Annotated in this window: 15 protein-coding genes, 1 tRNA gene and 1 pseudogene; 14 read left to right on the top strand and 3 right to left on the bottom strand. The window is 56.9% G+C overall.

Annotated features, from left to right (window positions below):
- The first annotated feature begins 238 nt into the window (after positions 1-238).
- Both ACR1XU_RS16620 and ACR1XU_RS16615 read left to right on the top strand, forming a co-directional pair.
- On the top strand, positions 239-622 hold the full coding sequence (locus ACR1XU_RS16620) for a hypothetical protein (protein ID WP_480813514.1): 384 nt from the start codon (positions 239-241) through the stop codon (positions 620-622).
- Between the two features lie 163 nt (positions 623-785).
- Entirely contained in the window at positions 786-1,016 is a 231-nt protein-coding gene (locus ACR1XU_RS16615; RefSeq protein ID WP_170807620.1) for a hypothetical protein, read from the top strand.
- Positions 1,017-1,070: 54 nt separating this feature from the next.
- On the opposite strand, the gene ACR1XU_RS16610 is transcribed toward ACR1XU_RS16615, so the two are convergent.
- Positions 1,071-1,274: a hypothetical protein gene (locus tag ACR1XU_RS16610; RefSeq protein ID WP_170807619.1), complete on the bottom strand. Its 204-nt coding sequence runs from the start codon at positions 1,272-1,274 to the stop codon at positions 1,071-1,073.
- Between the two features lie 305 nt (positions 1,275-1,579).
- Between ACR1XU_RS16610 and ACR1XU_RS16605 the strand changes: the two are divergent.
- A pseudogene (locus tag ACR1XU_RS16605) lies at positions 1,580-2,337 on the top strand (IS5 family transposase).
- Positions 2,338-2,736: 399 nt separating this feature from the next.
- On the opposite strand, the gene ACR1XU_RS16600 reads toward ACR1XU_RS16605, so the two are convergent.
- Positions 2,737-2,821, bottom strand: a tRNA-Leu gene (locus ACR1XU_RS16600).
- A gap of 422 nt (positions 2,822-3,243) precedes the next feature.
- Positions 3,244-4,740 (bottom strand): trimethylamine methyltransferase family protein, encoded by a 1,497-nt coding sequence (locus ACR1XU_RS16595; RefSeq protein WP_480908787.1) that lies wholly within the window; start codon positions 4,738-4,740, stop codon positions 3,244-3,246.
- 303 nt (positions 4,741-5,043) lie between these two features.
- On the opposite strand from ACR1XU_RS16595, the gene ACR1XU_RS16590 reads away from it, so the two are divergent.
- The 11 genes from ACR1XU_RS16590 to ACR1XU_RS16540 all read left to right on the top strand — a co-directional run bounded on the left by ACR1XU_RS16590 (position 5,044) and on the right by ACR1XU_RS16540 (position 19,908).
- Entirely contained in the window at positions 5,044-5,535 is a 492-nt protein-coding gene (locus ACR1XU_RS16590; RefSeq protein WP_480441549.1) for a hypothetical protein, read from the top strand.
- Between the two features lie 3 nt (positions 5,536-5,538).
- The gene (locus ACR1XU_RS16585; RefSeq protein WP_480908788.1) at positions 5,539-7,551 is read left to right on the top strand and encodes a dynamin family protein; all 2,013 of its coding nucleotides are present in this window, start codon (positions 5,539-5,541) and stop codon (positions 7,549-7,551) included.
- Between the two features lie 8 nt (positions 7,552-7,559).
- Positions 7,560-9,287, top strand: coding sequence for a dynamin family protein (locus ACR1XU_RS16580; protein WP_480908789.1), 1,728 nt, complete (start codon positions 7,560-7,562; stop codon positions 9,285-9,287).
- A 52-nt stretch (positions 9,288-9,339) separates the two neighbouring features.
- A complete protein-coding gene (locus tag ACR1XU_RS16575; RefSeq protein WP_170681377.1) occupies positions 9,340-9,741 on the top strand; it encodes a hypothetical protein in 402 nt (133 codons plus the stop codon).
- 22 nt (positions 9,742-9,763) lie between these two features.
- Positions 9,764-10,618, top strand: coding sequence for a hypothetical protein (locus ACR1XU_RS16570; RefSeq protein ID WP_480908790.1), 855 nt, complete (start codon positions 9,764-9,766; stop codon positions 10,616-10,618).
- A 112-nt stretch (positions 10,619-10,730) separates the two neighbouring features.
- Entirely contained in the window at positions 10,731-12,728 is a 1,998-nt protein-coding gene (locus tag ACR1XU_RS16565; RefSeq protein ID WP_480908791.1) for a dynamin family protein, read from the top strand.
- A complete protein-coding gene (locus ACR1XU_RS16560) occupies positions 12,725-14,017 on the top strand; it encodes a dynamin family protein (RefSeq protein ID WP_170681371.1) in 1,293 nt (430 codons plus the stop codon). The genes ACR1XU_RS16565 and ACR1XU_RS16560 overlap by 4 nt, the downstream gene beginning before the upstream one ends.
- A 338-nt stretch (positions 14,018-14,355) precedes the next feature.
- A complete protein-coding gene (locus tag ACR1XU_RS16555) occupies positions 14,356-16,575 on the top strand; it encodes a protein kinase domain-containing protein (RefSeq protein WP_480813522.1) in 2,220 nt (739 codons plus the stop codon).
- 209 nt (positions 16,576-16,784) lie between these two features.
- Entirely contained in the window at positions 16,785-17,834 is a 1,050-nt protein-coding gene (locus tag ACR1XU_RS16550; protein WP_480908792.1) for an FHA domain-containing protein, read from the top strand.
- Positions 17,835-17,837: 3 nt separating this feature from the next.
- Positions 17,838-18,623 (top strand): PP2C family protein-serine/threonine phosphatase, encoded by a 786-nt coding sequence (locus ACR1XU_RS16545; RefSeq protein ID WP_480908793.1) that lies wholly within the window; start codon positions 17,838-17,840, stop codon positions 18,621-18,623.
- Positions 18,624-18,645: 22 nt separating this feature from the next.
- Entirely contained in the window at positions 18,646-19,908 is a 1,263-nt protein-coding gene (locus ACR1XU_RS16540; protein WP_480908794.1) for a type 2 periplasmic-binding domain-containing protein, read from the top strand.
- The last annotated feature ends 19 nt before the right edge of the window (positions 19,909-19,927 follow it).

The raw sequence follows: 19,927 nt of genomic DNA, 5'->3' as shown, positions 1-19,927 counted from the left end.
GCAAACGTACTACCATCAAGACATAGACAAAGAATAAGAAAAAGAAATTGATGAAGAGCGCTCCCTCCGCTTGTTCTATGCCAATCGCGGCTGCCATTTTAGCTGGTCAACGCCGAGAAACGAAGGTCTTGGGTTTCCGGCACGGGTGGGTCAGGGTAATCCGCCTTCCGGAAGAGCAGGAATTTGTTGAATTGGCAAACGGGCTTGAAAATTTGGCCCCCCGAAGCCTGACGGTTTATTGGCAACCATACCGTTGGGCCCTAAAGACGGCAGACTGGCCGTTTTTTACGATCCCGAAGGAAAGCCATACCACCCGGACACGAAACAGCCCCCAGAGTACATGCCGGAAAACGAGTTTCAAAAATGGACCCTGAGATTCGACTGCGCCGAACTGCCCATTGATACGTCACCCAAGGGGCTGGACGTGGTCCGCTCCGTCTGGGTGAGCGAATGGGTTGCTCAAAAAGGCTTTGCCATCAATGGTGCCCGCTTCACGGGGCCGTGTGACTATATGATCCCGACGGAACAACCCCAAGCCGGTCTCTTTGCGGCTGATAGCGATGGAAAGTACAAATCTATGAAAATTTGCTTCCGATTGGTCTACAGCCTGAAGTCGCACTGACGGCCAGATCGACGCCAACATCGCTCCCCTTTGCATCGAGGGGAGCGCCTTCCTTTTCTGGGCCGTCACGAGCACGCGTATTGTCTTGGGTGCAAACCAGTTTTGTTGAGTTATCTGCTTAGAACAGTACGGTGGGTTTCAGACCACAAAAGGACCTGAGCAGATGACACTGGGCGAGATAGAGGCAACCGTGTTGGATCACTGGCTCCGCTATCACCGGTCAACGGTGAGCAAGTGGTCAGCAGGCGATCTGGAGCGGCAGGCTGCAGCGGTGGCGCAATTGGCGGACGCCGAGCTGCAGGCATTGGAACGGATCGGCGTGGACCGTCTGATCGCGTGGCCGGATGTGCGAAACCAGATGGTTCTCAAAGCCCCACCCGAGATTTCGACCTAGAACCTCTGCTCCAATGGCGCAATTGTTCCGCACGCGCTGGCCCACAAAGGCCGCTTAATCGGAAAGCGGCAACCAGATCGTCTTGTCGGTTTTCTTGTCCCTTCCAACCTCCTTTTCTGACCGGCCATCCTCGCGGATGCGTGTGCGGGGGTTATCAATCGGATCCAGGTTCTGCAGATAAGGAGTCAGGCAAATGAAACCATTCGGCCATTCCGCCGTGGGTTGTCCGGTGATCTTTGCCCATATCCGTTTCAGCATTTAAACACCTGATATGTTAATATTAGCCGGGTTTATACCTGTACAGAATTGCATAGATTGAGTCGTTTCTCCCAGCACTTTCCTTGAGATATGGGTGTTCGCTGAAGAACCTTATCTCCTTGTGTTGACCATTGGCTGTAAGATGCCGACAAACCACTTCTTTTCCTGCCGCTAACGCGCCTTTGACCACAACAGGGCCTTTTTGTTGCGCTACTAGGTAACCAGAACGATATAAGTGACTAGGGTCAGGACCCATTGATTTCATCGGTTCAGCGTGATTCACCGTCTGAAAACAGAGCGGTGACATGTCTGACCTTTTCTGGTTGAGCGACGCGCAGATGGCGCGACTTTAGCCCTATTTCCCGAAGTCCCACGGCAAGCCTCGCGTCGATAATCGGCGTGTCCTGAGCGGGATTATCTTCATCAACCGCAATGGCTTACGCTGGCAGGATGCCGCTGGGGAATACGGCCCACACAAGACACTGTACAACCGCTGGAAGCGTTGGAGCATTAGGGGTGTCTTTGCCCAGATCATGGCGGGGCTGGCTGCCGAACACAGCGAAGAGAAAACTGTGATGATCGACGCAACCTATCTGAAGGCACATCGCAGGGTGTCCAGCCTGGGCGTGAAAAAGGGGGGCTTGGCCGCCTGATTGGCCGGACCAAGGTCGGCATAAATACCAAGCTGCACGCCATATGTGACAGCCTGGGACGCCCGCTCAACCTGTTCGTGACCGCCGGGCAGGTCAGCGACTATATCAGAGCGCGGGCTCCGCTGGGCAGCTCGCCAAAAGCGGAATGGCTCCTCGGGGAGCGCGGCTATGACGCCGATTGGTTCCGGGAAGCATTGAAAGACAAAGGGATACGTGCCTGCATCCCCGATCGCAAGCAACGCAAGACCGCCGTGCGCTACGAAAAACGGCGATACAAGCGTCGCAATCGGATCGAGATCATGTTCGGCAGGCTCAAGGACTGGCGCCGTATCGCGACCCGATATGATCGTTGCCCAAAGGTCTTCCTCTCAGCCATCGCATTGGCCGCAACCGTTATGTTCTGGCTTTAAATCAAGAACGACTCCTAAACCTAGCCAGTGTTGGAGAAAATACTGCAGTTTAAATTAAGCCCTGATTTTGGATGCTCACCGAAGCGCCACCTATGTTTATCTCGGAATGCTTAGATTTCGGACGAACTTGAAAACTAAAGGTTCTTCCATTGGCTTTAGGTGCAGAGTTTCAAGATTCAGATTGTTTTTCGACAGTTAAGAGCCGTCAGTTCACTGGTGGAAGTGTCACAAGACTCCGAGAAAACCAAATTCGTAAGCCTCAGTCGGCACTCGCGCTGATTTTTTGAACAGCACACGACTTAGGCGAAGAAGTTATTCTCAGAAGGTGGGCTAAAAGGTGGTCTGACAGTAGATTGCAAAACTTAAATTACTGATAATTATGTAAATTTTTAAGTAATATGGTGCGGGTGGAGGGACTTGAACCCCCACGCCTTGCGGCGCCAGAACCTAAATCTGGTGCGTCTACCAATTTCGCCACACCCGCATTCCGGCATTTGCGCGCCGGATTGACGCGGTCAATATCAAAGCTTGAAACCAAGTGCGAGAGGGAATTGCAGGCGCCGCCAAAGTTTATTCCCGTTCGCAATATTACGCCTGATCAAGGTACTGATCCAAATTCTTTCATGGCAACCGTCAGTTGAACGAACTCCTGTTCAATGCCGTGTAGAAACAATGACATAGCGATACAATTGAACAAGCCCTGCTGAGTTTATTCGTCTCTACTGAGATGATCGGCAGTATAGGTGCGCAATCGGATGAGGTGTTCATGAAGTCATCTGCGCGAGCATTTCTGCTTCGCAAAGTCCGCTGGGTCCAATCAATCAGAACTCTGCGCACCAAAGCAGAAAAACCAATGCGAGTCCGCCCACTACCGGCAATTCCGATTTCCGCTGACGCGTGGGGTGCTCAAATCTTCAGGCGAATAGGCAGTCGCGCACGCAAAGCCTCCTCGGCCTTGGCGGGCAGATGGTCGGGCGCGGGTTGTTCCTCGATCTGGGCAACGCGGGCGATGGCGCGGTCCCATACTGTCTGCGCACCGCTTTCCAGCCAGTCATTGACGCTTTGGCGGTCGCCCAGAGAGGGGTAGACATATTCGCGGGTCATCAGGTTCAGTGTTTGAGCGGTGCCAAGATAGTGCCCGTCGCCTGTGACGACCTCTTCAATCAGGTCAAGATCAATCGAGTTGTCACACATCTCGACCCCGCGAACAGACCGCAGGATCGCACCGCACATGTCGTTGTCGATCACCAGCGCCTCTTTGCTGGCGGCCATGATCGAGCCCAGCATGCCGACCGAAAGGTTGATCATGTCCGCCCCGGACTGCGCGGCCAGAGCGATGGTATAGCCCTTCTCGTATCCTGACTGCGCGTCAGCCGTCTTGGCGTCAGTCATCCCGGCGGAAACAGTCGATGGCAAGCCGAGGTTCAGCAACAGCTGCGCGGCGGCGGCATTGGCGATTGCGGCTTCACCCGATCCGCCGGTCATGGCCCCGGTGCGCAAATCCGAGATGAATGGTAGAAAGGCAAGGATGCAGGGAAAGCCGGACCTCATCATGTTGACCAGCACCAGACCCGCCAGCGATTCTGCCAGACCTTGCGCCAGCGCTCCGGCCAGAGAGGCGGGGCTGGTTGCCCCCGCCTGAGCCGCCGAACAGATCTGGAGCGGCATCCCAAGACGCACGCATTCGCGCATGACACCACATGCTTCTTCGGCCAGCGTCAACGGCGGCACCACATGACATACCGAGGCAAAACAAAACGGTTGGCTCCCGAAACCCCCTTCTGCCCCCAACGCTTGATCAAACATCTCGATCACTGGGGCGACGTGCGCCGGGTCAAAAAAGCTGGTGCCGATGGGCTTTGATGTCGCCTTCATTGCCGCAAAGGCGGTGTTGATATCCAACGTCAACGGATCTTCCAGATCCCGCGCGACCACCGGGCGCAAAGAATAGTGAATCGCATCACAGGAATCGACGATCCGCATCAGGCCATATAGGTCCTTCAGCGTGCTGTCGCGATATGTATTGGTTTCGGAATCAAGGATGTGTACGGCCGCGCCGCCGGTACCTATATGAACCTTTCCACCGCCAATCTCGATCCCGCGATCCTTGATGAACCCGGGCAGTTCGACCCGCTTGCAGGCCTTAGAAATCACCTCTTCGACCAAAGCGCGGGGAAAGGTGATACGCCCGTCCGCCCGCTGCAACGCGCCGTTGTCCAGCGCCAGATCACGGATGTCACGGGACGCACCCGACACTCCTGTCCGTTCCAGAATATCAAACGCGGCGTTGGTAATTTGGGCAAGCTTGCCCTCGTCCAGCGGTCTGAACCGCCCACCGAAAGGTGGCGGCGTCATTTGGTGCGCAGAAAGTGCCAAGCCCCGACCGGATCGTGATCGCCGCATGTCTACATCCTATGTGGATCCCCATGCGGAGGCATATTAGGAAGCGCCACTTTCAAGCTCAATTCTATTAGTTGCATAATTTCGTGAAATTATTTCGCTCAAGGCAGGCCGGGCCCACCACCCGCCCTGAACGACGGGACGTCCTTTTTCTTGTTGCCGGGAAGGAAATCAAGCGAACTCTCCCATGGGTTGAGGCATTCTTATGCGCGCCTCACCACATTCGCGCCACAATTCAAACGTTAAAATATCTTATTCGCGTCAAAATAACACCGCCTTGAGGGTTCTTCTTGGGCACAGGAGTTAATGAGTCTTTTTGCGCATCTGCTGCGCTGTACCAGTGTTTCACTCAACTCCAGCACAAGGGTCTTTACCGTGACCGACATGATGAACTCCGCCGCTGCCGAGCAAGACGCTGTCGTTTTTGCACGTCAAAGTTTTCTTGGTGAACTCAAAACACTGAACCGCGATTACCCTGACACGGGATTTGGCATTGCGTTGCGAACCCATTCCGGCGACCACTATCTGCTGGCAAATGCACGGATGCCTTTGCCTTCCGTCAAATCCGAAGGGTTTCCCACTGGACGCCAGGTTGCACGCCTGGAAAATGGTGATCATTTCAGTCTGATCGAAGTTCTGGCCGATGCCGGAGCATATGAAAACATTTCTCCGCGCGCCGAAGCCGAAATTCTGGGCAACGCTCTGGATTTGATTGCCCGGATCGACACCCTGACCCGCGCGCCTTCTGGCCGTATGCCGGAAACCCTGCAAATCGCCGCAACTGGAACCGGAGGCTGATCCATGGCGCGCAACGAACATCTTCTGTCCGTAGGTAATGAGGCCCTGTCACCTATGACGTCGGCCATGACGTCCCTGACGGCTCAGATCGACCAATTGACGGAAGTGGCCGATGCGCGCTCTTCGGCGCGGCTGGCGACACTCAAGACGCGGATGGAGAACTTTACCGCGTCCGTGACGCTGGTCGGGCAGGTGAAGGCCGGTAAATCCTCGATCGTGAACATCCTTGCGGGCCGTCCAGCCCTGCTGCCGTCGGATGTGAACCCATGGACCTCGGTTGTCACCACCCTGAACATAAACACCCGTACGCAGGGCGGCACCAAGTCCAGGTTTACCTTCTTCGAGCAGGAGGAGTGGGACAATCTGATGGTTGGCGGCGGCCGGCTAGGCGAACTGGCCAACCGGGCTGGTGCGGACGACGAAATGGACGATATCCGGCGTCAGATCAATGAGATGAAGTCCAAGTCCGAAGCGCGGTTGGGAAAGCACTTCGACTTGATTCTCGGCCAGAGCCACCAGTACGACTATTTCGATGAGGAACTGATCCAGCGCTATGTGTGTCTGGGGGACGAAGACGACCCGGATATTAACCCAAAAACGGGGCGGTTCGCCGATGTCACCAAATCAGCGGAACTGTTCATGGATATTCCCCAATACCCGATCTCGCTGAAGCTCTGCGACACGCCCGGTGTGAACGATACTTTCATGGTGCGCGAACAGATCACCTTGCGCAGCTTGCGCGGATCCGAGGTCTGTATTGTGGTTCTCGCGGCCAGTCAGGCGCTGACCACCATGGATATGGCGCTGATGCGGATCATCGCCCAGTTCGAACACCGTCAGATCATCCTGTTCGTGAACCGGATCGACGAGCTGGCCGATCCCGTCAATCAGGTTCCGGAAATCCGCGACCGGATTCAAGACACGCTGAAACAGAACAACATCGACACAAACACCAGCGTTGTATTTGGAAGCGCTTTGTGGGCCGAGGCCGCACTGACTGGCAACCCCGACATCCTGACAGAAGAATCTCGACAGGCGCTGAACACGTTCTACCTGGCGGCCGGATTTGGCGATCAGGCACCTTCGCTTGACAAAATCTGGGCGTTGTCCGGTCTGCCTGACCTTCTGCTGGCCATGAATGAACGCATTGCCGAAGGAGCTGGTACCCGTCTGCTGGATCGTGTGCGCCACCGGGCCCGAAACATTGCCAGCCAGATTCGGGCCACGGCCGTCGCCAAGACACTGTCTGGTGGCGAAGGAGTGGTTCGGGATCTGGACGGAGTATCGCCAGAAGACGCCATTTCCACCGTAGCCGCCGAATACGAAAAGAAGGTCGCTGACCTGACCACGTCGCTGCGCGACAAGGTGCTCGAACGGTTGGCATCGGCCGAGGCGAACTTTGTCAAACGGGCGACGGATTCCCTGATTTCCCATCTGGAACAGAACGGCGAACAAGGCACCTGGCAGTATGATCCGGCCGGGCTGCGCACCCTGCAGAAGGCCGCCTATTTCAGCTTCGCCCGATCCATGCGCAAGGAAGCCGGAGCGCTGTACGCAACCGCCGCAACGGACGTGGAAGCCCTGTATCACAGGTTGCTGGGCAACCATTTGGGTGAATTCAAGATCGAAGCCCCGATTGTACCGCGCGTCCCGCCGCCATTCGGCATCGGGCGAACCATTGCGCTTGATTTGCAAAGCACCTGGTGGCGCCGCTGGTGGAAACGCCGCAAGGGATTCGAGGCTTATGCGGCGGATTACACCCGCCTGATCGCCTCCGAAGCGAACTCGATCACCAAGGATATCGAAGAAAACCAGATCGCAGCCGTTCTGGAAAACGTCAGGGCTACTCTGTCCGATTTCATGCGTGAACAGAAAGAGACCCTGCTGAACATCTCGGCTACGGCGGAGCAGGATCCCGGACGCAACACCGCATTGATGGCAGGCATCCAACTGCAGAAATCGCGGGACGAAATCCTGGGTAGCATCCTTAAAGATCTAAGTAACGAGGCAGCATAAGTAGAGATATGACAAAAGACTCACAAAACCGCTTCGTGTCACCAAAGGCCTGGGAACGCATCGAGCAGTGGTCCCGCCGCAAGCCGGTCTTTGCGCTAATGGGGGAATTCAGCGCCGGGAAATCGACGCTGATGAATTTTCTCTTGCGCACGCAGGCACTGCCGACACAGGTCACGGCGACGCAATTGCCGCCCATCTGGTTCAGTTGGGGCAACAAACCTGCATTTGTAAAACGGCATGATGGCAGCACGGAAAGTATCACGCTGGATCAGCTTGAAAGTGTTGGCGTGAATGATGCGCAGTTCATTCGCATCTATCTCGAGGCCGACATTCTGGAAGCTGTCGACCTGATCGATACCCCGGGCATTTCGGATCCCAAGATTTCGACCGATGTGTGGCGGCGCGCGATCGGTCAGGCCAATGGCGTTCTGTGGTGTACCCATGCAACGCAGGCCTGGCGCGAGACTGAACGCGCAACCTGGGTATCCCTGCCCGAGCGTTTGCAGAACAACTCCCTGTTGCTGGTCACCCGTGTCGATGCACTTGATGTCAAAGACCGCCAGAAAGTGCTGCGGCGGGTCAATCGGGAAGCCGGACATCTGTTCAACAGGTCAATCCTGTTTTCTGCGCGCGATGCCATAACGGCCCGGGACAAAACCGGTGATGCCGAGCTTTGGTCACGCAGTGGTGGCGGTAAGATGGTCGACAGCTTTCTGGAGATCACCGAGCACATCATGGACAACCGGGCCGAACAGCTGTCCCGCTATCAGATAGACAAGACGCTGTCCAACGAACCCAGGGTTCAGCCGCTGCGTCCGTCGCGTAAAACCGACGGCGAGGCGGACAAACGGCCCGAAAGTGAAGCGGCGCCCCTCCAGCTGGTAAACCCCCTTGCCGACGAAAGCGACGAACCCAAGGTCGTCACCAGCTTTCCAGTGCGTCCTGCACGTGTGGAGCGGCAAGGCGAGGATTCGGAACGACCGCGAATTGACGCGGCTGAGGCCGAACGACTGCGGGCTGAGATGGTGCCCGATACCGTAGACTCGAGCAAAGACGGCGAAGACGACGACGATCTGCGGACCTTTTTCCGCAAAACGTCGGAGGGTCCGCTGGACCTGACGGCACTGGCCAGATCCACTTCGGATGAAGACGAGTTCGATCTGCTGGACGAAGACGAACTGGATGAAGAGGCCCGCGACCCGGCGATTGCAACCAGTGAACCCGAAGATTGGGAAGAGTCTGAAAACCTGATCGCGACGGCTGAAGATAATCAAGCGGATGCGCCTGAAGACTCGGTCGAGGAGGAAGCTGAAAAAGAAGAGGGAATTGAGGTTTCGGTCTCGTCGATCACCGCTTTGCTGGCCCAGCAATCGGACAAGTCAGACCAGGAATACGAACCTGAGCCTGAAGACCTTAGCCCGGCCGAAGCCGAGATTTTGTCCATGCCGGGCGGAAATGCCGAAGCGCCGAACCGCGAATCCGAGAACATCGATGCGATAGCTGGCCAGATGTCGGCGCCTAAGGAAAGCTCGCTCAGCGCATCCGCCATGTGGCGCGAGGTTGCGAAGGACGAAGACCTGCCGGAAGATGCCGAAGGCTTAAAGAACGTATTCACGGCGTTTCTGGCTGAGTTTGACAAGATCGCCGTTGAGCACAACGAGCAGCAGACCAAAGAGGCGTTGCGCCCAATGGCAAAAACCAGTGAAAACAGCAGGGCGGAATGGCATGTGCTTTAGTCCCGGAAACATTGTCCTGACGGACAGTTTCGACAGAATTGCCAGGTGTTAGATGTCGATCGAAGCTGCGTTGACCACTGCAATGGAATCAATACCCGACTGCATCGCAGCCGGGTATATCGATATGGAAACCGGGATGTTGCTCGGGACAAAAGTCGCTGACCCGGAAGGTGGCGACGCATTGGACACACTTGCAGTTGCTGTCGCCAACCTGTTTCAGGGCCGGGGAGTACGGGCCTTTGAGCAGCTTCTGCGGCAGGCAGAACCAGAAAGCCCAGACGGTTCCGGCTTTGGCGAGATTGCAGTGTTTTCCAATGATCGGCTCAATATTTTTCTGCGGACCCGGGAATATCCCGATCATGTTGTCTGCTACGTCTGTCACAGCAGCGCGAATGTCGGGTTGGCGCTGGCGAAATCACATCTGAGTCTGGGGTCGGTGGCGGCTGCAGTCTAGTTCGACCTGAGGGGGTCAAGACATGATGGATACTGACATACTTGACATGCTCGAAGACATCGGGCGGTCATCTGTTGCCCGGCTTTCTCCGGCTGTGACCCTAGTGGGCGACACGCCCTTAACACGTCGCGCTGAAGTATTGCGCGCCATTCGCCGAACCGTATTGCCGCGCCGCCTAGAATTTACGGCTGCAAATGGAGATTGCCTTGCAATTGAGGTCAACAGTTCAAGGGTCACGGATGTCTTTCGCGTCCGGTCCGGTTTGGTGCCGGATTTTGAAACCGAAGCCCGGGACGTGTTGACCGACAGGCTGGCCCATCTGGTGTCGGACATTGCCGCTGCCCCTGCCCCGCTGGAACTGACGTCATTACAACCGGATACTGCGCTGGAAGCAGATGATGTTGGGATAACCCTCAGCGAAATTCAGGTTGCCTGCCAGAGTATTGAGTTTCCCACCGAACCAATTGTTTCGATTGTGCCTGATGTCCAGCCGGACCCGCAACCGCCTGCACCTCAACCGGATACACTGGCGGCAAGGTTCTTTGACGCGGCCGACAAATTTGCGCTGGGACGCATTCTGGCGGAAAGCTCAGATGGGCGCGAATTGCAATCCGATGGTATTTGCGCACCCGGCCATAGCGCTGGGCCAGATCAGGAACTTCTTGCACAATTTGCGAAGGATTTGAGCGGATGGAACGCCGATCTGGCTATCGATCCCGAAAAGCCGCAACTAATTGTCATGCGTCCGTCCGGCGGTAAAGGAGCCGGTCTGGCGGTTCTGCAGCATGGTGATCAATTCGCGGTCGCCTTGCATGAGGCGCGCAAGCTGGGTTCAGCGGTCAATCTGTGGACCTCTCTGAAGGGATCAGAGGAATGACCGCGCCCAAAACAATCAATTTTTCGAATAATTCAATCCGTGAGTACGAGTAAACAGGTATAACGTTATGAGTGAAAATAATCGTCGCGAGTTAATTCGCATCGCAGAAGACATGAATGAAGTGAGCAATGACGAGACCCGTCAGTTCATTTCGCGTATTGTCAGAGACCTTACAAATCTGAGGCCCTCCATCGCTTTTGTCGGTCAGATCAAGGCCGGTAAGTCTCGTCTGATCAATGGCTTCACCGGGCAGGCCGAGTTCCTTCCGTCGGATGTAAACCCCTGGACCACCGTAATCACCGATATGCATTTCGGGCATCCTTCGGGCCGGACGGACGGGGCCGAGTTTCATTTCTTCGACAATCGCCAATGGCAGGCGCTGATCGCCGAAGGTGAAGAACTGCGCAACATGTTCCCCGATGACGAGGACAGCTATAAGCGCGAGATGATCGAGGAACAGGTCGAGGCGATGAAAACCCGCGCCCGGCTGCGTCTGGGCGAAAGCTATGAACAACTGCTGGGTCAGCACCACGATCTGGAACATCTCAATACGGACGATCTGGCGCGCTATGTCTGCGCCGGGGATGATCCAACCGATACTGAAACGCACGACCCCGGTTCTGACCGGGGCCTCTACAGTGACATTACCCGCAAGGCCGAAGTCTATTTTGACATCGGCCACTTTCCGTTCCCGCTGACCGTCACGGACACACCCGGTGTCAACGACCCGCTGCTGATCCGCGAGGAAATCTCGCGCCAGTATCTGAAGGAATCCGACTTTTTTGTTGTGGTTCTGTCGGCGCATCAGGCCCTGTCCCGGGCTGACCTGAAACTCTTCCGTTTGATGCAGGCGTTGGAGTTGGGCCAGATCGTCGTGTTCATCAACCGCGTGGACGAACTGGGCGGTGGTGCCGAAGATGCCACGAAAGTGCGTGCGGATGTTCGCGACGGACTTGAGAAAGCCCTTGGAAACTCGGATATCGACGTTTTGATGGGCAGTGCCCAATGGGCACATTATGCCCTCACTGGAGATGACACCGGGATCAATCACGATCACGTTCTTGCCTGGTTGCGAGCCCATCCCGAACAGATGAAGCAATATCTGAAAGGTGTTGAGGAGATCAAACAGGGGCCCGGTCCCATCAGTCGCGAAGGTGTCCTGCGCTTTGCGGCCATGATCGCCTCGGGCCTTCCGGATCTGCGCCGGCATGTGACCCGCGCCCTCACCGAGGGCCCCCGGAACGAACAGATGCGCATGGCGTGGCAGCACCTGAACAGTTTCGCCAAGGGCGAGGTTGAACGCTCTGGCGCGCATCTTCGCGCTTTAGAAGTCGATTCCGGCAAAGACACTTCAAGTGCGGATGAAAACGACAAGACGCTGGGCGATCTTCGCGCCTTGGTGGTCGAAAAAACCAGCGAAATCACAAATGATATGGACGACGTTCTGGCCAATCTGCGAGGTGTCATGGATGACACGGTGGCTGAATCCGTATCGGGCGTGGTGCGCGGACCGAACGGGCAATCGCCGCTGCTGATCAGGGGCGGCGATACCGAATTGAACTTTACCCCGCTGCGCGACCGGATGCGGGAACTGGTTCAGGGGGCGACGCAGGTCGTCCGTCAACGGATGCTGAGCGAACTTTACGCCATCGACATGCAATGCAACGCGGCACTGCGGACACTGGCAGGCTGGCATGATCCGGCTGACAACCGCATGAACACCAGTGCCGTGCGGTGGTACCGGCCGGACACAACCGCCCTGACACGCGGAATCACGGTAGAGTTGCGTGTGAACTGGCTCTCTCGCCTGATATCGCGTAATAGTGTGGTATCCAGGGCCGAACGAATGATCGTTCAGGAATTCGAGATGATCGGAGATGATCTGGTCGACACCGCGCGCGGGGATTTACTGGAACGTCTGAATACTGTTCTGGATCACTACATGGCTCTGTTGGCCGGACATCTTGAACATCGCGCCGGTAGCGGTGAGGCAAATGCGAGAACACAGGCGCAGACCGCATATGATCGCGCCCGGCGGATTGCCGATGAACTGGGTTCCGTTTTCGGACCGAATTTGGCGGAAAACACACAAGCAGAGGCTGCTGAATGATTGAATTTCCCGGAACCGAAAAGGAAGTGCGCCAGCTTGAGCGCTTTCTGACCGCGACGGAGGCATTGCCTTCCGATACGGCGCTGGACAAAATGCGCGAGCGTGCGCTGGCCCACGCCGAACGGTTGTCCAATGCTGTCAATATCGGTTTCGCGGGCGAGTTCGGGGCTGGCAAATCCAGTCTGGCCAACATGCTGGCCGGGGCCGACATACTGCCGACCGGGCCGCAACATCTGAAACTGCCTTTGGTGATTGTTGCCTATGCCGATACACCGGAAACAACCGTCGGATGGTGGGATAAAGAGCCAAGGGTGTACTCTGGCATAGCGCTTGAGAAGGCGGCTGCGGACAATCCAGATTTCATCTCAGTCGGGCTGAATACACCTGCACTCAAGGAAATCTCGCTGTTCGATCTGCCGGGGTCAGGTGCGCTTGACGATACGTACAAGCAAACGCTGGACCTTCTGAAGTTTGTCGACTGCGCGATCTGGTGCACAAACGGAACCAATGCTTGGCGCGAAACCGAACGCCATCTGTGGGCCCGGGTTCCGGAAGAACTGCGGGCAAACAGCCTGCTGGCCGTTACTCATACCGATCTGCCGCCGGTCCGCGATGCGCTGGATCGTGTTCTGGCTCGGTTGAACAAGGAAAAGGGCAACCTGTTCCGTGCGGTTGTCCCTATCGGCACACCGATAGCGGTCAAGGCAATGGCGCAAGAGCCCGAGCCCGATTTCGACCTATGGGAAACATGCGGCGGGCAAAATTTGGCGGAACAGGTATTGCAGGTCGCATCCGACCGACGCCTGAAGGATCTGGAGGCTGCTCGCACCGACCTGCGGCAACAATTTCTGCCCTATCTGGAAAGCCTGCCCGGTGAGGAACCGGCGCCAGAGCCAGAAAGCACCGATGCGTCGGCAATGCACACGGCGTTGGGGACTGCACTGCCCCCATTGGACAACCCCATCCTGGAAGACTGGCTGGCCGCAATCACCAGCATCTACGAGGACCTGCGGGAATCGTCCAGTATCGAACCCGCAGCCTTCCTTCAAAGCTGTCAGGATATTGTCGAAGACTTCGCCGAACGTCTGGAACAGGGGGATGAAATCGACCCCGAGGCAGACTGGATACCGGGTGAGTTCGAAAAGGCCACCGACCTGCTGCTGTTGCTTCAGTTCGAAAGTGGCGATGCGCCGCTCAAGGACGCGATCAGCATCTTGGCGCAACTGGGCGACAACCTGGCCTGGGCCGGAAGCAAGGTTTCCTCACCACAACCGAAAACCGGCACCTGACAATTTTCTCTTTAAAATTGATCTTGGATATCGCGAATCGAGCTCGGCAGAATCGGGCTTTTATTGTTTCTAATTCGTGGACCAAGAGCGTTTAGCGGACGATCAGTTCACACGCTTGACGAGCTGGAACACAACATATAGCTACAACACCCGCCTCTGTTACTGTATGTAGTTTTTGATCAAAAACGATCCTTAGTGAAGCCATCAGGTGGCCCCAATAAAGTCAAATTTGAAACGTCTAACCGTTCTCAAGTGTTCTGCGGTTGTTTCTGGTTGTGAGTTCGAGGGCCATTTGCCCGGTTGTCATTACGCCGCAAAGTTTAGAACGGGTGGAAAGAATGAGCCGCAACCAGGCAGTCGGTGCATCGCACGACGAACCGAAAATTGAAGGATTGGAACCGGGCGCAAAGCTGTTGCGCGGCCAGTATGAAATCCTTCGCTATCTCAGCAACGGCGGATTTGGGATTACCTATCTGGCGCGCGACAGCCTGGAGCGCGATGTGGTGATCAAGGAATGCTATCCCGGTGCCCTTTGCCGCCGGAATGGCGATCTGGTGGAACCCAACGACCCCTCGTATCAAGAAGACCTGCGCGCGATCATCGACCTGTTCATTCAGGAAGCCCGCAACCACGCGCGGCTTGTCCACCCCAATATCGTCGATGTGCATCAGGTGTTCGAAGACAATGACACCGCGTATATCGCCATGGACCTGATCCGGGGTTGCGACCTGCTGGATTACGTCGAGAACCCTGAAAATGATGGTGGGCCCGACTTCATCGTTCAGGTCACGGAAAAAATGCTGTCGGCCGTGTCCTTCATTCACCAAAGCGGCATGTTGCACCGTGACATCTCGCCCGACAACATTCTGATCGACGAAAATGGCGATCCTGTTCTGATCGATTTTGGTGCAGCCCGGGAACAGGCAGCACATCAGAGCGCGGCTCTTCTGACGCTTCGGGTGATCAAGGACGGCTATTCCCCCCACGAATTCTATGTGCGCGGGGCCGAGCAAGGCCCAAGCAGCGACCTGTATGTTCTTGCGGCGACCCTGTACCACGCGATCAGTGGCGAACGCCCCATAGATGGCCAGACCCGCCTGAACGCCTTCAACAGCAGCCAGGATGACCCTTACACTCCGTTGTCAGGGCAATTTGAAGGTTATCCCGAGGGATTTCTGGAAGCGATTGACAAGGCGATGGAAGTTCACGCCACGGACCGGTTGCAAAACGCGCTGGAGTGGTTGCGGATGTTCCGTGGCCCGAGCGTGATGTTCGACAGCTTTGCCTATCGCCCTGTGTCGGTCATCGTCGGCATGGACCGCAAAGATGACGAGGAAGAAAAAGCCCGCATTAAGGCCGAAAGCGAAAATGCCGAGGCGGTGGTTACCGCCCTGCTCGCGGGCAACCAGGACATCGTCATCGGCAATGACGATGACAAAGATCTGGCCAAATTCGCGCCCAAGGCCGACGAACCGGTTGCGGTAGACACCGTTGTACAAAACCGGTCAGGCGGCAGCGGCAAAATGATTGCCGGCCTTGCCGTAGTCGCAGCACTTGCGGCAGGTGGCTACATCTTTATGGAGAGCAACAAGGGCACCGATATCTCCAGCACCGCGGAAACAGCCACACCTGCGGCCGAAACGGCGGAACCTGCGGTAGTTGCCGCGGAACCCGTCGAAGAAAAGACCGAAGTTGCAGCCGCCCCAGTCGAAGAACCCCCAGAGGTTGCGGCGCCGGTCAGTGCAGACACCACCGCAGTCGAGACCGCTCAGACCGAAACGGAAACAGCAGTTGTCACACCTGCCGAACCCGTCACCATACAGGAAGAAGACCCCCAGGAGCAGCCTGTCGAGCAGACACAGGCCAAACCGGCGGCCCTGAACGAGGCCGAAGCAAAGACCGCCGAGGGAACAGCGGAAACAGAAACACCCGCGGCCCCGGCGGCACCGGTTAACCTCGCTGAAACGCAAGTTGCATTCGCTCATTGGGACGTAGAAATTCCTTTTGCGACCGCCAAACGCCGCGCCTCAACCGGTAACGTGATCGCCGTTACCGAGGTTGATCCGTCGCTTGACATGGGCGTCATCGGTGAATGGGTCCAACGCGGTGCCGCGATTTTCACACTGAATGGCAACCCAGTGCGCTCGGATGTGACGTTTGCCGCCCAAGTTCTGGATGACCTAAAGGTCGATCCGGACGGCTATATCCGCGTATCTGCACGCTATCGACCATTGGGCAAGACCCGCGCTCAGAACGGATTGCTGGCGTTGCCTGCTCATCGCAAGCTCGGGCTGGAGAATGGGTTTGCCTTTGATATCCGTCACAACGGTGACGGCTGGCAGACGGTTGTCACCAGTGCCCCTGCAGGTGAAGCAGGCGGCCTTCGGCAAGGGGATATTCTGCGGAATGAAACGCATACCGGTCTGGCCATTGACGGCCCGGAAAGCCTGGATGCTGTACTGGCCGATCTGATCTCGGAAAATCAGCCCCAGGCACGGCTGACTGTGTTGCGCAACGGTGCGGACACGTCTGCCACCATGCCTTTGGCGAGGGAGTGATCGGACAGTTTGAAATGTGATCTGCCAGTGTGTGTTTGCTGAGGGTCGCGGGCCAAACCCGCAACCCTGACGGGAACCGGCCTGTCGCGGAAAGTTAAGTTAGTTCTCTGGTTTCTCAAATCGTAGGTGCCGCTGCGCATGTTGCGCGGAGGTGAGTAGCAGCCGCGCGGGACAGTCGTCCTGTGCCCAAAGTCAAAGGTGTCGACACCATGTTCAAATATAAAAGCCCTCTCAGCCGGCTTCTCGAAGGTGCCGGCAAAGCAAGAGAAACCGAAACCGAAGACGTTGCCGCCCCGGCGGAAGAAAGGCTGGAAAACAAGCAGCCGATCGCGGACTTCAACGCACTGCGCGCAGCGTTGGGCGGTGGAAACCTCTCGGCCGAAAGCTACGAAGAAGCCGACGAACTGATCCCTGAAGAAAAGATGCCAGATTTCGCTGAAGGCGAAACTGAAGTGGACTCCTCGGATGACGAGGCGCAGGTCGAAGTAGAAGACGCGGTCGCAGAACCGGAAGCCCCACAACCCGAAGTGGCACAGGATGATCAAGTTGTAACTCTGCACTTGACGACTGAAGTTGCCGAAGTTGAGGCGGTTGAAGAAACCCCTGAGGCCGACGAAGCCGCAGTTGAAGTAATCGAAGACCCTGAAGAGCCGGAAATTCAGCCGGAACCGGAAGCCGTGCAGTCACACGAACCTCAAGTGATGCAGGTCGCCGAACCGGAAATCGTCCAGGTGCCTGAAACGGAAGTTGCACAGGCCCCGGAGGTCGAGGAAACCCCGGCAGCGCCCGTTGCCGCCGATGATCGCCGCAGCCGCGTGAAGACAACCTTCCTGGGGTTTGAGCGTGCCGACACACATGTGCAGGATCTGATGGAAACGGCCGAACCGGTCGCCAAGTCCGAAGCTGCACAGGAGACCTTTCCTGTTGGCTGGCTGGTTGTCACGTCCGGCCCGGGTCGTGGTGCGTGCATCACGCTGACTGAAGGCTTGATGCAGATCGGCCGCAATGACGATCAGGCCATTCAGCTGGACTTCGGCGACACAGGCATTTCGCGCAGCAACCACGCCGTGATCGCCTATGACCCCGAAGATCGCAAATGCTACCTGGGGCACGGCGGCAAGGCCAATCTTGTGCGCCTGAACGGCAAGCCGGTGCTCAGCACTGTGGCTCTGTCCAGCGGCGACCTGATCCGGATCAGCGAAACTTCGATCCGTTTCGCTGCTTTCTGTGATGACGGCTTTGACTGGCGGGATTCCTGATAAATGCTGGCGACCCCGGCATATGATATTGCACTGATCCTGGATCAGGGTCAGCGCGACACGCAGGAAGATGCGATTGCATCGCGCATGTTTGACGCGTGCAACGCAGGTTACGTGATTGTGGCCGACGGAATGGGCGGTCACGCTGCAGGTGAAATAGCTTCGGAGTTGGTGATCGCCGCCTGGCGCGGGGCACTGGACGCCGAGCTTGAGACGGACACTCCAAGCGAAGCTGACCTGATCGACGCCCTGCCTCTGGCCGCCATGCAGGCCAATGCCGCAATCGCCAACCACAGCGAAGAACAGGGCGACGGATTCAACATGGGCTCGACCCTGCTTGGTCTTCTGCTGCTGGGCCAACGCGCGTTCTGGATTTCGATCGGTGACAGTCCGCTTTATTTGTTCCGGAATGGCCAGCTGAGCCAGATAAATGAGGATCACTCGATGGCACCTGTGATTGACGCACAAGCCGCCGAAGGTGCTCTGACCCTGGCCGAAGCGCAGGCTCACCCTGACCGCAATCAACTGACTTCAGTAGTCATGGGGGCCGCTATTCCCAAAGTCGATTGTCCTGAACAGCCTTTGAAACTCGAAGCTGCCGATATCCTGATATTGGGCAGCGATGGGCTGCAATACCTCAACGACGCGGAAATTCAGTCCATCGTGACCGACAATGCGCAGGCCTTGGCACAGGATCTGGCCGATGCATTGCTTCGCGCCCTGCAATCCAAGAACGACCCCGATCAGGACAACGTATCAATCGCCGTGGTGAAACCGGCAACACCCTAACACAGGCAAAGCAACAGGACCCATGAGAAACCATCTGATCATATCAAGTCTGGCTCTCGCAGCCGCGACGGGCGCGGCCTCGGCGCAAGAGGCGTGCAGTACCTACGAGATTCAGCGAGGCGACAGCCTGCGGGAACTGGCGATACAGGTTTATTCGACTGAAGACTATCGGTTTATCTACGACGCGAACCGGGATGTCATCGGCTCGAACCCGAACATCATTCGGGTCGGCGATATTCTGACTTTCCCCTGCCTTGAAGAGGTCGGACGCGAGGCAGCAGTGCCGGATACCGAAGCCGGACGCATCGCCGCGGAAATGGCTGCCGAGTTGGTGAAAGCCGCAGAAGAGCGGGCCGAAAAAGCCGTTGCCGACGCCGAAGCCCGCGTTGCAGCAGCCGAAGCCGAAGCCAAGAAGGCCAGCGAAGACGCTGTGATCGAGGCCAAAGCAGCGGCCAAGGAAGAAATTGAAGCCGCTCGCGCCGAAGCTGCAGCGCTGATCCGCAACGCTGGCGACAATAAGCAGCCCGAGGTTCGGGATCGCCAGATTTTGCTGATCACCGGCGGAAATTATGCACCCTTCACGGATGAGGCGCTGCCGAACCGCGGGCTATATACCTATCTGGTCGAAACCGCGATGCTGCGGGCCGCGCCCGAGCAATCCTACAAGATCCAGTTCGTCAACGACTGGTCGTCGCATCTGGATCTGCTGATGCCGACGCTGGCGTTTGACGCGACATTCCCCTGGTCGCGCCCCAATTGCGAAGAGGCCGAAGCCCTTTCGGACAAGGACCGTTCGCGGTGTGAGACCTACAATTTTTCCAACCCGTTCTACGAAGTTGTTGACACCTTCTTCGCCCGCGAAGGTTCGGGCTATGAACAGACACTGACCTACGCGGATTTCGCGGGCACCACGATCTGCCGCCCCGAAGGCTGGTCTCTGTCGCACATGGATACGGTCGGCCTTTACGAGCCGGCGATCAAGTTGATGCGCCCGGTTTCACCGGATGACTGCTTTCATGCCGTCATGGATGGCACCGCCGACATCGTCGCCATCGAGGCCCACCTGGCGGTCGAAGCAATCGGTCGGCTGGGTTACGAACACCGCATCGTCGAAAACCCCAATCTGGCGGCTATCAAGTCACTTAACATCATGACCCACAAGGACAATCCTGACGGGGAGGCAATCCTTGAGACGCTGAACCAGGGTCTGGCAATCATGCAGCAATCGGGCGAATGGCGCGACATCGTGTCGACCGCCCTGCGTCACCAAATGGAAAATGGCTAAGGCCGCAATCGGCCTGACA

The sequence above is a fragment of the Ruegeria sp. D1(2025) genome (assembly GCF_056536425.1).
The sequence above is the reverse complement of the archived record's forward strand: the minus strand, read 5'-3'. Positions and strand labels throughout refer to the sequence as shown.

Bases quoted from the DNA above. Each gene is read 5' to 3' on its own strand.
- ACR1XU_RS16555 (WP_480813522.1), top strand. From the start codon at position 14,356: ATGAGCCGCAACCAGGCAGTCGGTGCATCGCACGACGAACCGAAAATT.
- ACR1XU_RS16545 (WP_480908793.1), top strand. From the start codon at position 17,838: ATGCTGGCGACCCCGGCATATGATATTGCACTGATCCTGGATCAGGGT.
- ACR1XU_RS16595 (WP_480908787.1), bottom strand. From the start codon at position 4,740: ATGCGGCGATCACGATCCGGTCGGGGCTTGGCACTTTCTGCGCACCAA.
- ACR1XU_RS16570 (WP_480908790.1), top strand. From the start codon at position 9,764: ATGATGGATACTGACATACTTGACATGCTCGAAGACATCGGGCGGTCA.
- ACR1XU_RS16580 (WP_480908789.1), top strand. From the start codon at position 7,560: ATGACAAAAGACTCACAAAACCGCTTCGTGTCACCAAAGGCCTGGGAA.
- ACR1XU_RS16560 (WP_170681371.1), top strand. From the start codon at position 12,725: ATGATTGAATTTCCCGGAACCGAAAAGGAAGTGCGCCAGCTTGAGCGC.
- ACR1XU_RS16575 (WP_170681377.1), top strand. From the start codon at position 9,340: ATGTCGATCGAAGCTGCGTTGACCACTGCAATGGAATCAATACCCGAC.
- ACR1XU_RS16615 (WP_170807620.1), top strand. From the start codon at position 786: ATGACACTGGGCGAGATAGAGGCAACCGTGTTGGATCACTGGCTCCGC.
- ACR1XU_RS16585 (WP_480908788.1), top strand. From the start codon at position 5,539: ATGGCGCGCAACGAACATCTTCTGTCCGTAGGTAATGAGGCCCTGTCA.
- ACR1XU_RS16550 (WP_480908792.1), top strand. From the start codon at position 16,785: ATGTTCAAATATAAAAGCCCTCTCAGCCGGCTTCTCGAAGGTGCCGGC.
- ACR1XU_RS16565 (WP_480908791.1), top strand. From the start codon at position 10,731: ATGAATGAAGTGAGCAATGACGAGACCCGTCAGTTCATTTCGCGTATT.
- ACR1XU_RS16540 (WP_480908794.1), top strand. From the start codon at position 18,646: ATGAGAAACCATCTGATCATATCAAGTCTGGCTCTCGCAGCCGCGACG.
- ACR1XU_RS16610 (WP_170807619.1), bottom strand. From the start codon at position 1,274: ATGCTGAAACGGATATGGGCAAAGATCACCGGACAACCCACGGCGGAA.
- ACR1XU_RS16590 (WP_480441549.1), top strand. From the start codon at position 5,044: ATGAGTCTTTTTGCGCATCTGCTGCGCTGTACCAGTGTTTCACTCAAC.